The organism is Pantoea sp. X-Soil-TKNS-1211, assembly GCF_059730495.1.
The window spans coordinates 4,035,945-4,053,054 of the sequence record NZ_AP035953.1; the positions used below are offsets into that span (position 1 = coordinate 4,035,945).

The window sequence follows — 17,110 nt, forward strand, 5'->3', positions numbered from 1 at the left end:
GATTTTTTGTCGCGTTCCGTTACACCGTTTAAAAATCGCTAAACCTTGTAAGCTAATTCCTGTCCTGCGTCAACGCAGTTGGCATCACAGAGCGAATTTTCCTCTTTATCCGGTCGTAAGCGCTGCTTCCCTGACCAGTCTCGGTGTAATAAAGATCACCAACTCCTTTTTCTTGTGCTCATCCGTTTGATGGCGAAAAAGATTTCCTACTACCGGTAGTTTCCCCAGCCAGGGCACGCGATTTTCATTTTGCGAACGCTGCTGCTGGAAAATACCGCCCAGCGCCAGGGTTTCACCATCGCGCAACGTGACCTGGGTGTCGATTTCCTGCTTATCAATACTTAAGGTTTGATGTTCACCGGTGTTGATACTGCGGCCCGGCATATTCTGGCTCAGACGGAGTTTTAACTGAATGCGCCCGTTGCCCAGAACCACCGGAGTCACCTCCATACCCAGCACTGCTTCTTTGAATTCGATCGCCGTCGCGCCGCTGTTACCGGATTTCACCTCATAGGGTATTTCCGTACCTTGTTTAATGGTGGCGGTTTGCTGATGTGAGGTAAAAAGCCGTGGGCTGGCGATGATTTCAATCTGACTTTCCTGCTCCAGCGCACTCAACTCAAGATTAAGCAGCTCTCCTCCCACCTGACCTAGCGTAACCCCCATACGAAAGGTGGGGTTGCTCACCGCCAGCGGGATCCCCAGTTGAGGATTGCGCAGGGTTTGCATCACCTCTTCCGCCGGTGAAAGTCCCCAGTTCACCCCCAGCTCGCGCAAATGTTCCTCGCTGATGGTCACAATATGGGCTGACAACTCGACCTGCTCCAGCGGCAGGTCCAGCGCCCTGAGCCAACGTATCGTCTCCTGTAACGCCTGGGGAGTGTCACGCAGCAGCAAACTGTTGGTGCGGCTATCCACAGTGGCGCTACCGCGCGGGGTCATGAGCGAGCGATCAGCTTGCAAACTGCGCAAGGCATCACTGGCATTGGCGTAGTGGAAAGTCACCGTTTGTTGTGTCAATGGGATGTGCTGCTGTTGTTCCTCGCGCTCTGCCTGTATTTTTTGTGCCTGCCACTGCTGCCAGCTTTCCGGATAAACCAGTAGCACCCCCTCCTCCTGAGCGACACTCAGTCGCGCCAGCCGGGAAACCAGCGTCAGCGCACGCTGCCACTCGACATTCTCCAGGCGCAGCGAAAGACGCCCTTCAACACCCGGAGCAATCAGCAGATTAGTTTGTTGGTAATCTGCCAGCGCCTGCAAAATGTTTTCAACGGGTGCATCGTCGAAGACCAGACTCAATCGCTGCTCAGTGGCGTGCAGTGGTGCGATCAGACACAGTAGCAACAGCAGCCATACCTTCATCCGTGGCATAAAAACCTCCTTTTATACGAAATTGCATATGCTGTGGTGCACAGCCTTGCTCCACCTGCAAAAGTATTGAACGAGCCGTCAGTTGTTGCACACGCCAGGGCAACTGAGGCAAGTACATTTGTTCCGTCAGCCTGATGTTTTTTCCCTGCGGTGAACGTAGCCAGGCGACATAGTGATCAGGAACACCAACAATGCCTTGCAACCGCCATCCTTCCGGCGGGGCTATTGCTGCCTCGCAGAGTGCAGGTGTCACGGGCTGGAAAGGATCTCGCGCCAGCACCACCGGGCTACACAGCAGGAAACACAGGAGAGCGCTACTCCGCATCACTGTTCTCCAGCCACAACTGCGTCATGAGTGTTCCCAGCTCCGACTGCAGTTGAAAACGTTCCGGCACCGGCAGCGCCGTCCGCCCCAGCTCAGCAAACAACGGCGTAAATTGCTGCCAGTTCAGCTTGAGTACAACGTGCTGTGGCTGACTTTCGGGCTGCCAGGCATCCAGTTGTGTTCCCCGATCGGCCAACAGGCTTTCGAGTAACAGAAGCTGTCTGGTGGTGGCGGCAGGTTGTTGCAGCTCGTTGATTTCAGCCAGCAAACCAGTAACGGACGGGCGCAAAGCGAGTTGTTGCAGACGCTGCGTTTCAAGCTGCGCCTGTTGCATGAGTTGGCGTTCCTGCCGGGCATTGACCTGCTGTTGCGGCAACAGCATCACCAGCCAACCCAGCATCAACACCAACAGTGGCAATCCCAGCAACAAGGCGGCTCGCCACGGTAGCGCCAGTTGCATCCAGCGCTGTAGTCCTTCATTCACCGTTAACCTCCGCAACCTGTGCCCGCAATGTAAAACGATAGTGGCCATCCGGTTGACGCCGCACACTCCCCTGGCGAATCACCGGAAACAGTGATTGCCTCCCCAACTGGCGGCGAAAATCACCTATATCCGCCATACTGGATGCCATGCCTTCCAGCACCAGTTGTCCTTGCCTGCGCTCCATGCGGCTCAGCCACAGCGTTTCCGGCATCAATTGCGGTAATTTCTGCCAAAACTGCTGCCAGGCCAGATGCTGTAACTGACGCGTCTGTTGCCGGTGTTGCGTTTGCAATAACGCATCGCGCTGACGCAGCAATCTCTGTTGCTCACTCAGTTGCTGATCAAGCTCGCTAATTCGTTGCGCGAGTTGCCGTTGTTCAGCCTGCTGCTGCTGACTGACGAGATATCCTCGCCAGCCACACAACAGTAAAATCAGCAGGCAGATACCTGAACCACTCGCCAGCAGCATCAGATTCTGCCGCCGCTGACGCCGCCATTGCCTGAGACGCCAGGGAAGTAAATTAACCGTCAGCATCAGGCATCCTCCGGACGTAATGCCAAACCGAGTGCCAGGGTAAAATCCCCCTCGTGATCCGGTAGCGGTAACTGCAAATAGTGCAGCAGAGAAAAGGGGTGAACAGAGGTGAATCCTGCCATCGGTGTGGTACTCAGCGCTGATTCCATCTGCGGAAATGTCTCCCGCAAATGTGCCAGCGAGAGAGGTTCTGTGCATGCCCCTGAGGTACACATCTCACCGGCCAGATACCACAGCCAGTGATCGCTCAACGAGTGAATCAACAATTGCTGATGACGCAAAGGTAAACGCCGTGCAACTTGAGCCAGTGCGAGACTGCTTAATTCGAACACATCAGGTTGCAGACCAGCCTGCTCGAGGGGAGCGAGCCACTGCGCAATCACTTCACGCCGTGCTGCGGTGATGCATAGCTGGGTTGATGCGGAGGATGCGGAGGATGCGGAGGATGCACGATAATCCAGCGCCAGCGATGCGGGTTCAACTGGAAACAAGCGCTGTGCCGATGCCTGAACATAGCGATTTAATGCCGGTTCACGCAGCGTGACTTCCGGTAACGCTAATGTGCGTTGCAGCACCAGTTGCGGCGGCAAGCCGACGCGCAATGAATAGCGGCCTGGCAACTGGCACCTCCACTGGCGTAGCGCCGCCAACAAAGCGGGTGATGACTGGAGTACACCATTTTTTAACGTATCTTCCGGCAGCGCCTGCTGCTGCCAATGCCTGAGTTGCCAGCCTTGACGTCGGCGCTGAATCGCCACCGTACACAATTTTCCATTCTGAATATCCAGGCCAATTTGCCAGCACTGAAAAGCCATGCGCGCGATCTCCTTATCGTAAGAGGTAAATACCCGAAATATCTTGTGTCGCCGCAGGGCTGCTACTGCATAAACTCTCGGGTTAGCCACCAGGGGACCTGCGCGTCTGTCCCAAAAGTCGCCCCCCAGGGGACTTGAAGTATGCCGGGTATATCAAAGCGTCAGGCTTGCCTTTATACTACCGCGCGATTGTTTATAAACTGCCCAAACGACAACAGATGGGAAATCTCAGGTGAAGTTCGTAAAGTATTTATTAATCCTTGCAGTGTGTTGCATCTTGCTGGGAGCCGGCTCGATTTATGGTTTGTACAAATACATAGAGCCGCAGTTGCCCGACGTAAACACATTAAAAGATGTGCGCCTGCAAACCCCGATGCAGGTTTACAGTGCGGATGGCGAGCTGATCGCCCAGTACGGTGAGAAACGCCGTGTGCCGCTTACCCTGCAACAAATGCCGCCTGAGCTGATCAAAGCGTTTATTGCCACCGAAGATAGCCGTTTTTACGAGCATCATGGCGTTGATCCGGTTGGTATTTTCCGTGCTGCCAGCGTTGCGTTGGTATCCGGCCATGCCTCACAGGGTGCGAGTACCATTACTCAACAGCTCGCCCGTAACTTCTTCCTTAGTCCGGAGCGCACGCTGATGCGTAAGATTAAGGAAGCATTCCTGGCGATTCGTATTGAACAGCTGCTGAGCAAAGATGAAATTCTGGAGCTGTATCTCAATAAAATTTACCTCGGTTATCGCGCCTACGGCGTCGGTGCGGCCGCACAGGTCTATTTTGGTAAGTCAGTCGATCAGCTATCGCTGAGTGAGATGGCGATGATTGCCGGTCTGCCGAAAGCGCCGTCCACCTTCAACCCGCTTTACTCGCACCAGCGCGCACTGGCGCGTCGTAATGTGGTGCTGTCGCGTATGCTGGACCAGAAGTACATCACCCAGCAACAGTACGACGACGCCCGTAACGCTCCGCTGGCCGCCAGCTATCACGGCCCGGAAATTGCCTTTTCTGCGCCGTATCTGAGTGAGATGGTGCGTCAGGAAATGGTGAAACGATACGGTGACAATGCCTACGAGGATGGTTATAAGGTTTACACCACGGTGACCCGCCGTTTGCAGGAGGCGGCACAGCAGGCGGTACGCAATAACGTGATGGCATATGACATGCGCCACGGTTATCGCGGCCCCACCAACGTGTTGTGGAAAGTGGGTGAAGCCAGCTGGGATCAAACCCGCATTCAGAACGCGCTGAAAGATCTGCCGCTTTACGGCCCGCTTAATCCGGCAGTCGTTACCAATGTGAGCAACGATGAAGCCACAGCGATGCTGAAAGATGGCAGCAGCGTGTCGTTGACGATGGCCGGTGTGCGCTGGGCGCGCGCCTATAAATCCGACATGCTGCAAGGCCCCACGCCGCGTAGCGTGTCGCAGGTGTTGCAGACAGGTCAGCAGATTTGGGTACGCAAAGTTGACAATGATTGGTGGCTGGGTCAGGTGCCGGTAGTAAACTCCGCACTGGTATCGCTCAATCCTGAAGACGGTGCGGTTCGTGCGCTGGTGGGTGGATTTGACTTCAACCAGAGCATGTTTAACCGCGCAACCCAGGCCCTGCGCCAGGTCGGGTCCAACATTAAACCGTTTCTCTACACCGCAGCGATGGACCGTGGCCTGACACTGGCCTCGATTCTCAACGATGTACCGATTTCCCGTTGGGATGCCGGTGCCGGTGCTGACTGGCGGCCGAAAAACTCACCACCCACCTATGACGGCCCTATTCGCCTGCGTCAGGGCTTAGGCCAGTCGAAAAACGTAGTGATGGTACGTGCCATGCGTGCAATGGGTGTAGACTACGCAGCACAGTATCTACAACGTTTCGGCTTCCCGGCACAGAACATTGTGCATACCGAATCGCTGGCACTGGGTGCGGCTTCGTTCACCCCAATGCAGGTGGTGCGGGGCTACTCGGTAATGGCGAACGGCGGTTTCCTGATCGATCCCTATTTCATCGCCAAAATTGTCAATGAACAGGGGACCACGGTATTTGAAGCCAAACCGAAGATCGCCTGCCCGCAGTGCAATCTGCCGGTGATTTACGGTGATACGCAGAAGTCGCTCGCGCTGAATGAAGAGAGCGTTGAAAACGTTGCGGTGTCCAATCAGGCGCAAAACCAGACGGTGCCACAGCCTGAGCTGGAGCAAGTGCCAGCCCAGCCGCAACCAGCGGGCGACCAGCAATATGCGCCGCATGTGATCAATACACCGCTGTCGTTCCTGATTAAAAGCGCCCTGAACACCAATATCTTTGGCGAACCGGGCTGGATGGGTACAGGTTGGCGCGCCAGCCGTGACCTGAAACGTAACGACATCGGTGGTAAAACCGGTACGACCAACAGCTCGAAAGATGCCTGGTTCTCCGGTTACGGCCCTGGCGTAGTGACCTCCGTCTGGATCGGCTTTGATGATTCACGCGCGCTGGGTCGCACCACGGTTTCAGGTGCCATTCCGGATCAGATTTCTGGCTATGAAGGCGGCGCGAAAAGTGCGCAACCAGCGTGGGATGCTTATATGAAAATCGCGCTGGATGGCGTGCCGGACCAACCACTCACGCCACCAGATGGCGTGGTGACAGTGACCATTGATCGCAGCACCGGCAAGTTGGCCAATGGCGGCGGTAATTCGCGTCAGGAGTATTTCATCAACGGCACACAGCCGACGGAATACTCGGTCCATGACGTGGGTACCACCATCATGGACAACGGACAAAGTCACGAACTGTTCTGATAAAAAAAGCCGGCAAAGATTGCCGGCTTTTTTATGATAGTGAGATCAAATCCGCGCGATTTATCGCGCTATATCAATAACTCAGACGCCCCTGCTGCACCAGCCACTCGCGCACCAGAAACAACGCGCTGACATTGCGGGCTTCACGAAAATCGGGTTCATCAAGTAACGCCAGCAGATTGTTCAGCGGCCAGCGGCGCACAATCAACGGCTCTGGCTCATCCCCTTCCAGCCTCTCTTCATACAACCCTTCTGCCACCACGATATTCATCTTGCTGGAGAAATAAGAGGGAGCCATAGTCAGCTTGCCGAGCGTTTCCAGTTTAGTGGCACCGAAACCCGCTTCTTCTTTTAACTCGCGATCCGCCGCTTCAAACACGCTTTCGCCGGGATCGATTAGCCCCTTGGGAAAGCCCAGCTCATAACTTTCCAGTCCGACGGCATATTCCTGAATCAGGATTACATCATCGCCTAGAATCGGCACAATCATCACCGCTTCGCGCTCAGAAGGCTTCATGCGTTCATAAACCCGCTTCGCGCCATTACTGAAAGCGAGATCGACAGCTTCAATGGTAAATAATCGGGAGCGAGCCACCGTCTCGACGTTGAGGATGTCAGGTTTTTTCTGTGGAGTTTTCATATCAGCCTCAAACTTTGCACAACCTTGTGATGCGATAATGCCAGCATCGACACAGCATACCGAAGCCTGAACAATTGTGCGACAAACAGCACAGGTAAACTATGCTGTCATATATTTGCTAACGGGTACTAACAACATATTGTTATTTCTGCATTAAAATTCTCACAATAAGTCAATGACGAGTGGGGAAATTCAGAAAATACCGATGTTTAATTGAGTGGAGTCCCGATAACATTCCTATAAGGAATAATCTAATAATTTCTAATTCAATGATTTTGCGCGTTATTTTATCTGACATTTCACTTGTCAGAATGACATCAGCTCGCCAAAATTGACCTGTATTGATCATTCATCGGGAGCAGATCGTTAACGTGAAGGCAGTTTTTTGGCTGAACTGAGCAAAGCATGAGCACAATTATCATTATTTTAGCCATTGTGATGGCTTGCTCCATGCTCGCGGGCATAGGTTATTGGTACGCTATGCGGCATCGTCCGCCGTTGGCGAAACCTCTGCCGTTCATTAATCCGCCCTACCGTAAACTCACCGATGAAGAACGTGCAGCTGTTGAAAAATACATTGCCGCCCTGGCCAAACAGCGCCAGCAACCCGTCACACGAGCGGGTAAAAAACAGCAGGAGTCGGAAGGCCTGACGCTGACCGCACAAAGCAACAACGTCTACCCCGTCACTCGCGCCATCACCCGTTATGGTTTATCGACCGATGACCCACAAAAATGGCGCTATTATCTGGATGCCGTCGAAGTTCATCTGCCGCCGCTGTGGGAACAGTACATCGCCGATGAAAACTACGTCGAACTTATCCGTACCCAAACCATGCCGCTGGTCATTTCCCTAAATGGTCATTCTCTGGTGAATTACGTGGTGGAACAGCCCGCTCTCCCCCCGCTGGTGCGAACCATGTCGACCAACGCCTCAATTCGCAAAGAAGAGAGCGAAAACGTTGAGCTGCTGCACGTACGTAAAGAGACGCCTGAAGAATACCAATTGTCACGCCCCGACGGCACTCGAGAAGCCGCGACCATCTGCTTTGCCTTTTTGTTGTTCTTCCTCAGTCTGCTATTGCCCGGCAGCATGATGATATGGATGGCCCTGCTCGCCAGCGCGATGATCGCCGTTAGCCTGTGGTTCCTGTACCGCTTCCCCGGTGAAAACGGCCTACGTGACGTGCACTGTCTGCGCGGTGCTCCGAAACGCTGGGGCTTGTTTGGTGAGTCAAATCAGGAGCAGAGTAATATCTCTCTGGGCATCATCGATTTAGTCTATCCGTCACACTGGCAGCCCTATGTGGCGCACGATTTAGGCCAGGTCACGGATGTCGATATTTACCTGAACCGCCAGGTGGTACGTCAGGGACGTTTTCTGTCGTTACAGGACGAAGTGCGTAATTTCCCGGTGCAGCGCTGGCGTAAGAATCTGGTACTGGCCTGCGGTTCGCTGCTGGTGCTGGTGATGTTGGTCAGTTGGATACCCCTCAGCATGCCGATCAAACTCAGCCTCGCCTGGGTCAAAGGCACCGAAAGCCTGGAAGTGAATAACGTCTATAAACTCAACGCCATGCCGTTGCACATTGGCGATAGCCTGAAGGTCAGTGGCACCGGTATGTGTTCCGTACCCGGTAACTATCAAAGCAATCGCAGCTATGCGTTTATGCCGTTCGACTGCTCCGCCATCTACTGGAATAACGCATCACCGCTGCCGCAACCGCAGTCCGATATTATTGATAAAGCTGCCGCGCTGCTCGACACCACCACACGCCAGTTGCATCCCGAAACCAACACCGATCCGAAACTCAATCCACAGCTCGCCTCAGCCATTCAGAAATCGGGCATGATTCTGCTGGATGATTTCTCCGATCTGGTGCTGAAAACTCAGGACCTGTGCAGCCAGCAGCAGGATTGCGTGCGCCTGAAAAATGCGCTGGTCAATCTCGGTAACGCGAAAGATTGGGACACCTTGATTCATCGTGCCGATTCCGGCCGTCTGAATGGCATGAACGTGTTGTTGCGTCCGGTCAGTGCCGAAGCGCTGGAAAACCTCGTCAACACCGCCACCTCCACCTTCTTCTCACGTGAGACACGCCGCGCAGCGGAAAACCTCAATAGCCCACCGCCGGGTGGTTTTCTCATCATCAGCGATGAAGGCCGCCAGTTGGTCAATCAGCCACAGCCATCCGTCCCCTTGTTCGATCTGGATGCGCCATCGCAATGGCGTGAGCTGCAACATATGTCCGGTATGCTGCTGCACACCCCCTTCACCGCTAGTGGCATCATTACCAGCATCACCACCGATGCCAATGGCACTCGCCATATCGCACTGCACAATGAACCGGATGCTCTGGCGCAGTGGCGCTATCTTGGCACCGCATTATTGATGGTGGTACTGGCGGGTTGTGCATTGATTAATGGACTGCTGGCGTTACGCCGCGTCCACCGCAATCGTCTGCGGATGGCCGAGATTCAGCAGTACTACGACAAATGTTTTAACCACAATCTCAGCACTATGCAGAGCGTGCGCTCGCTGTTCTGAGCCTTTCCCTTCTGTGCTACCCTGTCGCCCTGTTTTCAGGGCGGGGGAAAAACATGCAGATTACGCTTAACTGGACCGGGATCGATACCGTGCTGCTGGACATGGACGGCACCTTGCTCGATCTCGCTTTTGATCGCCATTTCTGGCTGGAACACGTCCCGGAAACCCTGAGTCGCGAGCGCGCTATCACGCTGACCGAAGCCCATCAGTTGATCCGGGAAAAGTATCACGCCGTTGCGCATACGCTAAACTGGTACTGTCTGGATTACTGGTCGCAGGAGCTGGCATTGGATATCCGCGCGATGACCTTCGCACAGCGCGATCGCGCAGCGATGCGCGAGGATACGTTACCGTTTTTACAGGCGCTGCGGGCAGCAGGAAAACGCACCATTCTGCTGACCAATGCCCATCCTTACAATCTGGACGTCAAACTGGCGCAGACCGGATTGGCTGCCCACCTTGATTTATTACTTTCTACCCATACTTTTGGGTATCCGAAAGAGGACCAGCGTCTCTGGCAAGCGGTACAGCAACAAACCGGCTTCAACAATGCGCGCACGCTGTTTATTGATGACAGCGAACCGATTCTTGATGCCGCTACGCGCTGGGGCATCGGTTGGTGTTTAGGCGTCAGCAATCCGGACTCAGGCCGCCCGGACCAATCTTTCAGCCGTCATCCAGCGGTGCGAGATTATCGGGAGCTGCTGGAAACGCTCGGTTAAATCAGGAGCCGCAATGAAAGAGAAAAACAGTGAAGGCGTGCGTCTCGACAAATGGCTGTGGGCGGCGCGCTTTTACAAAACCCGTGCCATCGCCCGCGAGATGATTGAAGGCGGCAAGGTGCATTACAACGGCCAGCGCAGCAAACCCAGTAAGCTGGTGGAGCTGGAAGCGGAACTGACGCTACGTCAGGGCAATGATGAACGCACCGTCATCATTACCGCCATCAGCGAGCAGCGGCGTCCGGCCACTGAAGCACAGGGACTTTATGCTGAAACGGCTGCCAGCATTGAGAAACGGGAAAAGCTGGCGCTGGCGCGCAAGATGAACGCGCTGAGTATGCCGCACCCGGATCGTCGCCCGGACAAGAAAGAGCGCCGCGATCTGATGAAATTTAAATTGTCGGGCGATGAATAACTCGCGCCCCAACGAGAGAAAACCTATGTCTGTTCAAGATCAACTGCATCGTTATCTGTTTGAAAATGTGGCCGTGCGCGGCGAGCTGGTGAATGTTTCCCAGACCTGGCGTGACATCGTGGAAAACCACGACTACGCCGAACCGGTGAAAACCTTACTGGGCGAACTGCTGGTAGCCACCAGTCTGCTGACCGCAACGCTGAAATTCGATGGCGATATCACCGTGCAGTTGCAGGGCGATGGCCCGTTGTCACTGGCGGTGATCAATGGTAACAACCGCCAGGAACTGCGTGGTGTGGCACGCGTAAAAGAAGAGATCGCGCCAGGCAGCAGCCTGAAGCAAATGGTCGGTAACGGTTATCTGGTGATCACCATCTCCCCGGAGAAAGGCGAGCGTTATCAGGGCGTCGTGGGTCTGGAGGCAGATACGCTGGCAGGCTGCCTGGAAGATTACTTTATGCGCTCCGAGCAGTTACCAACCCGTCTGTTTATTCGCACCAGTGAAAAAGGTGCGGCCGGGATCCTGTTGCAGGTGCTGCCGGCTCAAGAGCCAAATCTTGATGACTTCAACCATCTGGCAACCCTGACCGAAACGGTGAAAAGCGAAGAGTTGATCGAGATGCCTGCCACTGACGTGCTGTGGCGTCTGTATCATCAGGAAGAAGCCACGGTATACGATCCGACGACGGTCAGTTTCAAATGCACCTGTTCACGTGAACGCTGTGGCGAAGTGCTGAAAACGCTGCCGGTTGAAGAAGTCGATGAGATCCTCGAAGAAGACGGTGAAATCGACATGCATTGCGACTACTGTGGTGCGCATTACGTATACGATGCGGTCGATATCGCGGCCATCCGTAATAAGCCGACAGGCAGTAGCGATCAACTACATTGATCGTTATCGGGCGGCCTTGCCGCCCTTTCATATCCCCTTCATTTTCAAAGAAATTACCTTCTTTTCCCTGACTTTAGTTTCATAAGTGGTATATCCATCCACTTAACGCGCCCTGAGTCGCATTTCTGACTGACAAATCTTCCCCAACCGGTTAACTGGAGTACACTGCGCGCGATCATCCTCTGCCCCTGAACGGGCCGACCTGCAGGATTATCTTTCATCATTAAAAATAGAACCGACCCCGATGAGGAGCATTCATATGCGCGTTAACGGCCTGACATCGCACGACCTCGCCGCTTTGGGCATCAATGGCACCACGGAAGTGGTGTACAACCCTGACTTCGACACCCTGTTTCAGGAAGAAACCCGCCCCGAACTGGAAGGTTATGCACGGGGCATCCTGACGCAAAGCGGGGCTATCGCTGTCGATACCGGTATCTTCACTGGTCGTTCTCCGAAGGACAAATACATCGTGCGCGATGACACTACGCGCGACACGCTGTGGTGGAACGACACGGGCGAAGGCAAAAACGACAACCAACCCCTCACCACCGAAACCTGGCAGGCGCTGAAGCAATGCGTCACCGCACAGCTCTCTGGCAAACGCTTGTTTGTAGTGGATGCATTCTGTGGCGCCAATGCGGATACACGCCTCAGCGTACGTTTCGTGATGGAGGTGGCGTGGCAGGCACACTTTGTCAAAAACATGTTTATCCGCCCGAGTGACGCCGAACTGGCACAGTTCACACCGGATTTCGTAGTGATGAACGCCGCCCAATGCACCAACCCGAACTGGCAAGCCCAAGGGCTGCATTCAGAAAACTTCGTCGCCTTTAATCTGACCGAACGCATGCAGCTGATTGGCGGGACCTGGTATGGCGGCGAGATGAAGAAGGGCCTGTTTGCCATCATGAACTACCTGCTGCCGCTGAAGGGTATTGCGTCCATGCATTGCTCAGCCAACATGGGTAGAAGCGGCGATGTGGCCGTGTTCTTCGGCCTTTCCGGCACCGGCAAAACCACACTGTCGACCGATCCGGATCGTCAGCTGATCGGCGACGATGAGCATGGCTGGGATGATGACGGTGTCTTCAACTTTGAAGGGGGTTGCTACGCGAAAACCATCAACCTGTCTGCCCAGGCCGAGCCGGAGATCTATAACGCGATTCGCCGTGATGCCTTGCTGGAGAACGTGGTGGTTCGCAGTGATGGCAGCGTTGATTATGCCGACGCCAGCAAAACTGAAAACACGCGCGTCTCTTATCCAATCGAGCATATCGAGAACATCGTGCGCCCGGTTTCCAAAGCAGGTCATGCGAAGCGGGTGATTTTCCTCACCGCCGATGCCTTCGGGGTGCTGCCACCCGTCTCGCGCCTGACGCCAGAGCAGACGCAATATCATTTCCTCTCAGGCTTTACCGCCAAGCTGGCCGGTACGGAACGCGGCGTAACCCAGCCGACACCAACCTTCTCAGCCTGCTTTGGTGCCGCGTTTCTCACCCTGCATCCAACACAGTACGCCGAAGTGCTGGTGCAGCGAATGGAAGCGGCAGACGCACAGGCTTATCTGGTGAATACTGGCTGGAACGGCACAGGCAAACGTATTTCGCTGAAGGACACGCGCACCATTATCAACGCGATTTTGGCGGGTGAACTGGATGATGTGCAGACACAAACGCTACCGATCTTTAACCTGCAAATGCCCACCACCCTGCCACAGGTGAATGACGCGATGCTCGATCCTCGCACCAGTTGGACCAGCGCAACAGCATGGCAGGAAGCGGCACAGGATCTGGCACAGCGTTTTATCAACAACTTTGAAAAATACACCGACAACGCAGCCGGAGCCGCATTGGTGCAGGCTGGGCCACAACTGCCGTAAAAAGCACGCGTAGCGGCGCGATTTATCGCCCACGTTGACAGCAAAGGTCAAAGGCACGCGATAAATCGCGCCGCTACGGTTCGTGCCCTGTCAGGCGTTATGATTATTGTTGACCAGTACCGTTCCGGTTGCCGGCACCGGCAGCCAGGCACGAATACGCAGGCCACCACGCTCGCTGACACCAATCTCCAGTGAGCCGTCATGGGCATCAATAATACGTTGCACAATTGCCAGACCCAGACCGGTGCCGCTGGTGCTACGCGCACTGTCGCCTCGCACAAAAGGCTGGAACAGATGCTGTAGCTGCTCCGGCTTAATCCCCGGACCATCATCCTCCACCTGGAACCAGGCGCGATTCAGTTCCTGACCGCTGCTGACCTTAATCCAGCCATTGCCATAGCGCGCCGCATTCACCACCAGATTCGCCACCGCACGTTTAATCGACAGCGGGTTGATATCCAGCATTAACTCTTCTGGCATTACCGCGTTCTCAATCTCACGTTCGTAGCCGCTTTCCGCTGCGACCACCTCACCCAGCACGCTATTCAAATCGGCGCGCTCAGTCTGCATCTCCTGGCCGGTGCGCAGATAATCGATAAACTGCTCGATAATCGCGTTGCACTCCTCGATATCTTTGTTAATCGACTCCGCCAGATAGCCATCTTCCTCGCTCATCATCTCGGTCGCGAGACGAATACGCGTCAACGGGGTACGCAGATCGTGGCTGACACCGGCCATCAACAGGGTGCGGTCATCGGCTAATTGCTTCACGCCCGCGGCCATCTGGTTAAAAGCCCGCGTCACCGAACGGACTTCGGATGCGCCATATTCGCGCAGCGGTGGCGGAATAATGCCTTTCCCCACCTGCAAGGCCGCATGTTCGAGGTCAACCAATGGTCGGTTCTGAATACGGATAAACAGCCAGGCCCCGCCTATCGCCAGTAGCATAATCGCCAGCGTGTAGCGGAACAGCGGTGAAAAATCGCCCTGGTGAATTTCGGTCAACGGCACGCGAACCCAGATATCGGGTGACAGCCAGGTTTTCAGCCATACAACCGGGGAGTTTTTATTCACCTCGACCCGGACATCCGTTGGCCCGCCAAGCTGCTGCGCCATCTGCTCGCTGAGGAACTCGTAATGCTGTGCCCAGCGCAACCCACTCTCTTCCGCGGCCGCATTGGTATACAGCGAAATGCCCAGTTCACGATAGATTTCACGCCGGAAGGCCGGTGGCACCTCCAGCTGCGTACCATCCTCCAGTTGCAGGCGGTCGGTCATCAGCATACGGACTTCATAAGCGAGGACTTTGTTGAACTGCTGCAAACTGGGAAGAATAGCGAAATTGAGCACCACCAGATAGGTCGTTACCAGGCTGACGAACAGCAAGGTAACGATCAATAACAAGGTGCGGGCAAACGAACTGCGAGGTGAGAAGCGCAATCGCCTCATGCTTTACTGCCGTCCGGAACGAAGACGTAGCCAAGACCCCAAACGGTCTGAATGTAACGCGGATGTGCCGGATCTTCTTCTACCATGCGACGCAGACGAGAAATCTGCACGTCGATAGAACGTTCCATCGCACTGTATTCACGACCACGCGCCAGGTTCATCAGCTTATCGCGTGACAGTGGTTCACGCGGATGGCTAACCAGCGCTTTCAGCACGGCAAATTCACCGCTGGTGAGCGGCATCGGCTCATCTTCACGGAACATTTCACGCGTACCGAGGTTCAACTTGAACTTACCAAACGCAATCACCGCTTCTTCCTGTGACGGTGCGCCCGGCAGTTCATTCGCCTGACGACGCAGCACAGCACGGATACGCGCCAGCAGTTCACGCGGGTTGAACGGCTTCGGAATATAATCGTCAGCGCCGATTTCCAGCCCGACGATACGATCCACTTCTTCCCCTTTCGCGGTAACCATAATGATCGGCATCGGGTTGCTCTGGCTACGCAGGCGACGGCAGATTGACAGGCCATCTTCGCCTGGCAGCATCAGGTCAAGGACCATCAGATGGAAAGATTCGCGGGTTAACAGACGATCCATTTGCTCGGCGTTGGCAACGCTGCGCACCTGAAAGCCCTGTTCGGTGAGATAGCGTTCGAGCAACGCGCGCAAACGCATATCATCATCGACGACCAGAATTTTGTAGTTCTCTTGCATGTTCAACTCCCAAAGGCGCCATTGCCTGAACCATTATTGTTAAAAAAAGATGCCTTACAGTGACAGTCATTAATGGTTTATATTCTAGCCGAAATTGTTACAAAGCATATTAAACAGCAGCTTATCTTTAATTTCACTGCTTAATTGTGGCCCATTTCGCGCTTTTTGCCCAACCTATCAATATGTTTGCGGGATATCTGAAAAATCAGCGCATTTTCTTTTTGTTGCTGGCTCAGCCGCGCACAGCATTCAGGCTGTGGATATTCCTGTTGAGAATATCCCATCGAGCAACATCAGGAAGCATAAAATGTGGCGTTAGTTTATTACGCTGCGCTTCCGTTCTCGGATGAATCCCACGCGGGTGGAAAATAAAGACCATTGTAAAATAAAGCAATAAAAATCAGTCACTAACAACCACCTCCTTCTCCCGACACGATCTCCCACACTGCTTCCGAAGCGGGTGTCATTGCGTTCATGTGGAGAGACAGAAAATGAAAAAAATCGCTGTTCTGCTGAGCATTTTAATCCTGACGGGCCTCACTCAAGCTAAGGCCGCAACTGCCATCGGTGAAGCCGCCGGTAATCAGGCTTCCTCAAATGCCAAAGGCACCTCTGAAGCCATCGGGGTTGGTGCTGTTGCCGCATTGCTGGGTGTCGCCTTAGCCTCCGCGAGCGGCGGCGGTCATGGCACCAACACCTCGACCTCAACCACGACCACTACGATGCCTGCTAAGTAATTGATTTCAGGCGCGGCAGGAACGCGGCGCCTTCCCTGTTATTACCAGCCCTTTCGCCACCGGAGAATAAGTGTCACCCCCGGCTTTGTTACAAAAGCTATTATTCTCCGCCTCTTTTTTCTTCCGCGTCTTGCACGTACTCAATACGGTTCACAAACCACATCTTTTGACCTTCTGGCGTATTCACCGTCACCTCGTCATCGACTTCTTTTTTGATCAAGGCACGCGCCATCGGGGAATCAATCGAGATGTAATCCTTCACCTCGCCATAGATCTCATCCGGGCCGACAATTCGAAAGCGTTTCACTTCGCCCTGTTCGTTCTCCACCTCAACCCAGGCACCAAAAAATACTTTCCCCTCCTGCTGCGGGGCATAATCAACGATCTTCAGCTCCGCCAGACATTTACGCAGATACCGCACCCGGCGGTCGATTTGTCGCAGCAGGCGTTTGTTGTAGGTGTAATCAGCATTTTCCGAGCGATCGCCCAGGCTGGCAGCCCAGGAGACAATTTTGGTGATTTCCGGACGCTTTTCATTCCACAAATGATCGTGCTCAGCACGCAGTTTGTTATAGCCCTCGCGGGTAATCAGTTGGGTTTTCATCGCGTCAACTCGTGATACAGGTCTGATTTAGCATAGTGGAGGCTAACAATATGCGACCCGCTCAACATCAGCAAGGTAAGCGCGATGTTCTGCGTGCTGCATTCAGAAAATGACGGATTCACCTGCCATCGTCTGGCAATTTTCAGCCTCAGCCCGTATAACTGTCCCCTGTTTCTTAACCCCGTGTAAGCAAG

General features: G+C 54.3%; 16 protein-coding genes. 7 read left to right on the forward strand and 9 right to left on the reverse strand.

Annotation, left to right across the window (positions count from 1 at the left end; translation table 11 throughout):
- Positions 1–105 precede the first annotated feature (105 nt).
- Genes hofQ through pilM form a run of 5 tightly spaced genes read right to left on the reverse strand, consistent with a single transcriptional unit; the run spans position 106 to position 3,530 of the window.
- The gene (gene hofQ / locus AC6I8W_RS19105; protein ID WP_497836244.1) at positions 106–1,371 is read right to left on the reverse strand and encodes a DNA uptake porin HofQ; all 1,266 of its coding nucleotides are present in this window, start codon (positions 1,369–1,371) and stop codon (positions 106–108) included.
- Complete coding sequence (locus tag AC6I8W_RS19110; protein WP_497836245.1) at positions 1,307–1,696, reverse strand: HofP DNA utilization family protein; 390 nt, start codon at positions 1,694–1,696, stop codon at positions 1,307–1,309. Before AC6I8W_RS19110 ends, hofQ begins: the two co-directional genes overlap by 65 nt.
- On the reverse strand, positions 1,686–2,180 hold the full coding sequence (locus AC6I8W_RS19115; RefSeq protein WP_497836246.1) for a HofO family protein: 495 nt from the start codon (positions 2,178–2,180) through the stop codon (positions 1,686–1,688). The genes AC6I8W_RS19110 and AC6I8W_RS19115 overlap by 11 nt, the downstream gene beginning before the upstream one ends.
- The gene (locus AC6I8W_RS19120) at positions 2,173–2,715 is read right to left on the reverse strand and encodes a PilN domain-containing protein (RefSeq protein ID WP_497836247.1); all 543 of its coding nucleotides are present in this window, start codon (positions 2,713–2,715) and stop codon (positions 2,173–2,175) included. Before AC6I8W_RS19120 ends, AC6I8W_RS19115 begins: the two co-directional genes overlap by 8 nt.
- Complete coding sequence (gene pilM, locus AC6I8W_RS19125; protein ID WP_497836248.1) at positions 2,715–3,530, reverse strand: type IV pilus biogenesis protein PilM; 816 nt, start codon at positions 3,528–3,530, stop codon at positions 2,715–2,717. The genes AC6I8W_RS19120 and pilM overlap by 1 nt, the downstream gene beginning before the upstream one ends.
- Positions 3,531–3,762: 232 nt before the next feature.
- Here pilM and mrcA point away from each other — a divergent pair, with 232 nt between their 5' ends.
- Positions 3,763–6,312 (forward strand): peptidoglycan glycosyltransferase/peptidoglycan DD-transpeptidase MrcA, encoded by a 2,550-nt coding sequence (gene mrcA / locus AC6I8W_RS19130; RefSeq protein ID WP_497836249.1) that lies wholly within the window; start codon positions 3,763–3,765, stop codon positions 6,310–6,312.
- A 73-nt stretch (positions 6,313–6,385) separates the two neighbouring features.
- On the opposite strand, the gene nudE is transcribed toward mrcA, so the two are convergent.
- Entirely contained in the window at positions 6,386–6,952 is a 567-nt protein-coding gene (gene nudE / locus AC6I8W_RS19135) for an ADP compounds hydrolase NudE (protein WP_497836250.1), read from the reverse strand.
- A gap of 405 nt (positions 6,953–7,357) precedes the next feature.
- On the opposite strand from nudE, the gene AC6I8W_RS19140 reads away from it, so the two are divergent.
- From AC6I8W_RS19140 to pckA, 5 genes are all read left to right on the forward strand, one after another.
- Positions 7,358–9,499, forward strand: a complete 2,142-nt coding sequence (locus AC6I8W_RS19140; protein WP_497836251.1) for an intracellular growth attenuator family protein — start codon at positions 7,358–7,360, stop codon at positions 9,497–9,499.
- 53 nt (positions 9,500–9,552) lie between these two features.
- Positions 9,553–10,221, forward strand: coding sequence for a GMP/IMP nucleotidase (gene yrfG, locus AC6I8W_RS19145; protein WP_497836252.1), 669 nt, complete (start codon positions 9,553–9,555; stop codon positions 10,219–10,221).
- Between the two features lie 13 nt (positions 10,222–10,234).
- Positions 10,235–10,636 (forward strand): ribosome-associated heat shock protein Hsp15, encoded by a 402-nt coding sequence (gene hslR / locus AC6I8W_RS19150; protein ID WP_013510824.1) that lies wholly within the window; start codon positions 10,235–10,237, stop codon positions 10,634–10,636.
- Between the two features lie 25 nt (positions 10,637–10,661).
- Positions 10,662–11,528 carry an Hsp33 family molecular chaperone HslO gene (gene hslO / locus AC6I8W_RS19155; protein WP_497836253.1) on the forward strand — a complete coding sequence of 289 codons (867 nt, stop codon included), beginning with the start codon at positions 10,662–10,664 and terminating at the stop codon, positions 11,526–11,528.
- Positions 11,529–11,787: 259 nt separating this feature from the next.
- Positions 11,788–13,410 (forward strand): phosphoenolpyruvate carboxykinase (ATP), encoded by a 1,623-nt coding sequence (gene pckA, locus AC6I8W_RS19160; protein ID WP_497836254.1) that lies wholly within the window; start codon positions 11,788–11,790, stop codon positions 13,408–13,410.
- Between the two features lie 90 nt (positions 13,411–13,500).
- Here pckA and envZ read toward each other — a convergent pair whose 3' ends face one another.
- Together envZ and ompR are read right to left on the reverse strand one after the other, a co-directional pair.
- Positions 13,501–14,859, reverse strand: coding sequence for a two-component system sensor histidine kinase EnvZ (envZ, locus tag AC6I8W_RS19165; RefSeq protein ID WP_497836255.1), 1,359 nt, complete (start codon positions 14,857–14,859; stop codon positions 13,501–13,503).
- Positions 14,856–15,575: an osmolarity response regulator transcription factor OmpR gene (ompR, locus tag AC6I8W_RS19170; RefSeq protein WP_001157751.1), complete on the reverse strand. Its 720-nt coding sequence runs from the start codon at positions 15,573–15,575 to the stop codon at positions 14,856–14,858. Before ompR ends, envZ begins: the two co-directional genes overlap by 4 nt.
- Positions 15,576–16,066: 491 nt before the next feature.
- On the opposite strand from ompR, the gene yjbE reads away from it, so the two are divergent.
- Complete coding sequence (yjbE, locus tag AC6I8W_RS19175) at positions 16,067–16,312, forward strand: exopolysaccharide production protein YjbE (RefSeq protein WP_497836256.1); 246 nt, start codon at positions 16,067–16,069, stop codon at positions 16,310–16,312.
- A gap of 100 nt (positions 16,313–16,412) precedes the next feature.
- Here yjbE and greB read toward each other — a convergent pair whose 3' ends face one another.
- Entirely contained in the window at positions 16,413–16,916 is a 504-nt protein-coding gene (greB, locus tag AC6I8W_RS19180) for a transcription elongation factor GreB (RefSeq protein ID WP_497836257.1), read from the reverse strand.
- Positions 16,917–17,110 lie beyond the last annotated feature (194 nt).

Coding starts and splice junctions, on each gene's coding strand:
- hofQ (WP_497836244.1), bottom strand. CDS start 1,371: ATGCCACGGATGAAGGTATGGCTGCTGTTGCTACTGTGTCTGATCGCA.
- AC6I8W_RS19110 (WP_497836245.1), bottom strand. CDS start 1,696: ATGCGGAGTAGCGCTCTCCTGTGTTTCCTGCTGTGTAGCCCGGTGGTG.
- AC6I8W_RS19120 (WP_497836247.1), bottom strand. CDS start 2,715: ATGCTGACGGTTAATTTACTTCCCTGGCGTCTCAGGCAATGGCGGCGT.
- pilM (WP_497836248.1), bottom strand. CDS start 3,530: ATGGCTTTTCAGTGCTGGCAAATTGGCCTGGATATTCAGAATGGAAAA.
- nudE (WP_497836250.1), bottom strand. CDS start 6,952: ATGAAAACTCCACAGAAAAAACCTGACATCCTCAACGTCGAGACGGTG.
- AC6I8W_RS19140 (WP_497836251.1), top strand. CDS start 7,358: ATGAGCACAATTATCATTATTTTAGCCATTGTGATGGCTTGCTCCATG.
- yrfG (WP_497836252.1), top strand. CDS start 9,553: ATGCAGATTACGCTTAACTGGACCGGGATCGATACCGTGCTGCTGGAC.
- hslR (WP_013510824.1), top strand. CDS start 10,235: ATGAAAGAGAAAAACAGTGAAGGCGTGCGTCTCGACAAATGGCTGTGG.
- hslO (WP_497836253.1), top strand. CDS start 10,662: ATGTCTGTTCAAGATCAACTGCATCGTTATCTGTTTGAAAATGTGGCC.
- pckA (WP_497836254.1), top strand. CDS start 11,788: ATGCGCGTTAACGGCCTGACATCGCACGACCTCGCCGCTTTGGGCATC.
- envZ (WP_497836255.1), bottom strand. CDS start 14,859: ATGAGGCGATTGCGCTTCTCACCTCGCAGTTCGTTTGCCCGCACCTTG.
- ompR (WP_001157751.1), bottom strand. CDS start 15,575: ATGCAAGAGAACTACAAAATTCTGGTCGTCGATGATGATATGCGTTTG.
- yjbE (WP_497836256.1), top strand. CDS start 16,067: ATGAAAAAAATCGCTGTTCTGCTGAGCATTTTAATCCTGACGGGCCTC.
- greB (WP_497836257.1), bottom strand. CDS start 16,916: ATGAAAACCCAACTGATTACCCGCGAGGGCTATAACAAACTGCGTGCT.